This is a genomic window from Moorena sp. SIO1F2, assembly GCF_010672755.1.
Taxonomy (GTDB): domain Bacteria; phylum Cyanobacteriota; class Cyanobacteriia; order Cyanobacteriales; family Coleofasciculaceae; genus Moorena.
Genome location: NZ_JAAHFV010000133.1, coordinates 12,404 through 15,746, shown reverse-complemented (window position 1 = coordinate 15,746; position 3,343 = coordinate 12,404). Strand labels below are relative to the sequence as shown.

Here is a 3,343-nt window from a genome sequence, read left to right as displayed (position 1 = left end):
GTCTGCGCAGAACTTGTAGATGAGCCTCAGCGTCAGTTCGGCGACGAAAGCGAGCGACAATAATTCGCTGCATTTTAGGAAGTGGCTTGATAATACACCATGGGCTTAGTCGATCACGGTAGGTCATAGCACCCTGCTCCATCATGTTTGATTGATTATTTTGATAAAATCGATAAATAGATTAAATCTCTTTGACTAAACCTACAGTTATAAAACTACAGTTATAGCCGTTAGAACCTTAAGCAGTTGAACACTTCAAGACAGTGCTTTTAGCGCCTCTATTTTCTACGGTGATCTGAGCACGGTTAGATCACCTTAAAAGTCTACTTGCAGTTGATCTGCTTGTAGGGATGTCCAACCCTCCGACCCTATCTATAAAAGCAGCTACGAGAGAACACTGTGTTGCCAAATTGCCGATTTAAATAAAAAAGCTTCCGTTATCTGTTAGCCATTAATATCATGTCAGGATAATTACCCTTAATAAAAATCCCCCCATCTCCCCATCTCCCCATCTCCCCATCTCCCCATCTCCCCTTAATTATGGGTATTCAACCAGACTTGATATAACCATTACCCATCCCCGATTTGCTGTTGATCATAAGCACATAGCAAATTCCTAACTACCTGGGGAATCTCCTCAAAATGCTCCAAGAGAAAATCCATCAGGGCAAGATGGCGCAAATCAATGGGCTGGGGACGGCGATAGTTGTGACCGCTGGAAAACCAGCGCTGAACGGTGGCAGTTGAGCGAGAGCAAATACTAGCGATTTGTTCGTAATTCACATCCCATTTATGATAGAATTGTCTAGGAGTCATACCAAGTTGACAGTTGCTGTAGAGTTCAATTAGATCTTGCTCTCGTTGAGTTAGAGTCCGGGGAGGGGTTCTATATTGATCATCGAAACGGTATCTCCCAGAAGGAGTTCGTAGCACATTGGGGGATTTCAAATAATTTCTAGGGCCAAGAGCCTCAGTGCAAGTCCAAGAATAGGAATCTTTATAGTTGGTTGTTACCCTACCCTTAGGATGCCGAGGTTCAATGTCTTCTTCCCAAGCTGTGTCAGCAACGATCCAAGCTGCACTAGGAGAGTCTTTGTCAAGCCAGATCAGGTAGCAAATTGCCCATTGGCTTTGATGCCTGGCGTAGGCGTAGAAGAATCCGATCACAACACCCCAGTCCATTTGACCGTTTAGAGGTCGCCACCTAATCGGTGATCCTGTTTGATAACGGGGTGTTGCTGTAGGGTTCCAAGTACCTGGGGGGTCTATTGATGGGGGCGCGATTTCTGTTTTAATGGGGTCAAACAGTATATCTGAGTCTCCCTGGCGGATCGTATTTAAATAACTGGCTATCAGTTTTCCGGTCAGATTCTGAGTTAGGTGCTGGATAAGGACGGTAGCTAGAGTTTTTAGTTCTGGTTCTTCTATATCCATTGACTCTGCATTGAAGTCAGCATCCCCGTAGCTTTTCAAATGGGACAACAGTTGTGTGATGCCGAATTCATCTAAGGCTTGCTGATAGCTAGGAGGCTGATCGCTTTTTTCTCTAACTGTTTCTACCATAGGAAACTTGCTGGTAATTACATCAATATTATACTATTATGTATATAAAAGATACGTTTTAAGTACAAATAAGGTAAAATTTTACATCAAATAACAGGTGAACTTAGAATAGAGATTATGAGCAAACGTATACAAGTAACCTTACCCGACCGGATTGCAGACGATTTACAGCGATGGGCTGATTACGATGGACGCCCTCTATCGAACCTTGCTGCTTACCTTCTAGAACGTGCTGTTACCGAGGCCAAGAAAGAAGGTGTTGAATGGGACAAAGAGTCTTGATCTCCACCAACGGTTGATTACCCCATGAGCCAGAGCGCGCTAATCGCGCTTTATTTTAATAACTAGTATGGCTCAAGTAATCGAAGCTAGAAATCTCAGCTTGTAGGGTGGCCAAAAACAGTTTTTTTTGTGAGTATTCTAGATTATATTACTTTGCCCACCCTACTTGAATTGGTATTTTTTGTAAACGCAAGTCTCTAATCGAAGCTAGAAATCTCAGTCTGTATAAATTCGATGATAAGTTTAGGTTGCAACACCTTAATAATCCTCATTAAGGCATTGCTGAATAGAGTAATCAGCAACGCATTAAAACCAAATACTTTAGCCGCAACGTTAATCCTCTGGTAGATTTTCTCTCACCCATTTACGCCAAGCTAAAATCATGGTAGTGTCATCCTGGGTTTCTGCCTGCTGCAAAAACTGATTGATAATTTCTACAGAGAGAATCTCAAAGGTGAAATTGTCCTGACAACGAACATAGTCTCCATTTTGCAGCCGGTAAATTTCTACAGTTTGTCCTATATAACGCCAAACTTCAGGTACTCCTATCTGCTTGTAAATCCCAAATCTCCGACTGGATGAACTGGTAATATCGACTTCAATCACCAAGTCTGGTGGAGGATCATTGGCTAAATCTACTGTCCTGCCTTGAATATAGTCAACATTGCCGATGTAGTAGCAAGAGTCAGGTTCTGCACCATGCTCTAAATCCTCCCGATTCAGGGTTGTAGAAGCAAACCCTTTGACCCGAAGATTCAGTTCTTCGGTTAAGGTATTCACCATCCGTTCTAGCAGCTGCTTGTATGTCTCATGGCGATCTGAGGGCATCGTGATTTCTAGCATTCCTTGAGCATAGGCAAGACGCGAGGCTCGATGATCTCCTAAGTCTGCCAATAGCGCCTTGTACGTCTGCCAACTGACGTTTTGTAAGACAATTCTCTGGGTAGTTTTAACAGGTGAATCCTCATCTGAACTAAAAGTACTGGCCATTGATGCAGTGATTGTGGTGAAAACGCGAACGCACAAATCCTTAACAGCGACTTAATCCAATTGGTCTGGATTAATACCTAACTCACGCAGTCGCGCCGCCAAACGTTCTGCTCGTTGCTTAGCTTTTATAGCTTCGAGCTGAGCTTGTGCTAACTCCTCGCTTGCTAGAGGAATTAAATTCCCCTCAAGGGTCATCCAGCGTAACCATAATCGGGGGATATCGCGAAAACTGCCACGCCACAACCCTAAACTTAATCCCAACTCCGGCATCAGTAACCTGTCCTGATTTAGCACTGCGGGTTTGTAGTGATCACCAACTAGATGAAACCCTTGTAACTCGTTGGTGTAGCGACTAAAAATTACATAGTAAGGTACTCGCAGAATCTGTTCATAAACCTGCCACTTAGTCGGAGGTTTTCCCGGTGCGCTCACGGTTTGACCATGATCTTCATCTTCGGTGCCAGGAGACAATAACTCCACCACTACAAATGGACTGACTTGTTCTTGC

Annotated in this window: 4 protein-coding genes; 1 reads left to right on the top strand and 3 read right to left on the bottom strand. The window is 43.6% G+C overall.

What is annotated here, in order from left to right:
- Window positions 1-570: 570 nt before the first annotated feature.
- The gene (locus tag F6J94_RS17000; RefSeq protein ID WP_293021243.1) at window positions 571-1,563 is read right to left on the bottom strand and encodes a hypothetical protein; all 993 of its coding nucleotides are present in this window, start codon (window positions 1,561-1,563) and stop codon (window positions 571-573) included.
- A gap of 117 nt (window positions 1,564-1,680) precedes the next feature.
- On the opposite strand from F6J94_RS17000, the gene F6J94_RS16995 reads away from it, so the two are divergent.
- On the top strand, window positions 1,681-1,845 hold the full coding sequence (locus tag F6J94_RS16995; RefSeq protein ID WP_083305265.1) for a hypothetical protein: 165 nt from the start codon (window positions 1,681-1,683) through the stop codon (window positions 1,843-1,845).
- A 333-nt stretch (window positions 1,846-2,178) separates the two neighbouring features.
- On the opposite strand, the gene F6J94_RS16990 is transcribed toward F6J94_RS16995, so the two are convergent.
- Window positions 2,179-2,835 (bottom strand): Uma2 family endonuclease, encoded by a 657-nt coding sequence (locus F6J94_RS16990; RefSeq protein ID WP_293021244.1) that lies wholly within the window; start codon window positions 2,833-2,835, stop codon window positions 2,179-2,181.
- A gap of 51 nt (window positions 2,836-2,886) precedes the next feature.
- The coding region (locus tag F6J94_RS16985; RefSeq protein ID WP_293042448.1) for a Uma2 family endonuclease at window positions 2,887-3,343 on the bottom strand (457 nt) is incomplete at its 5' end.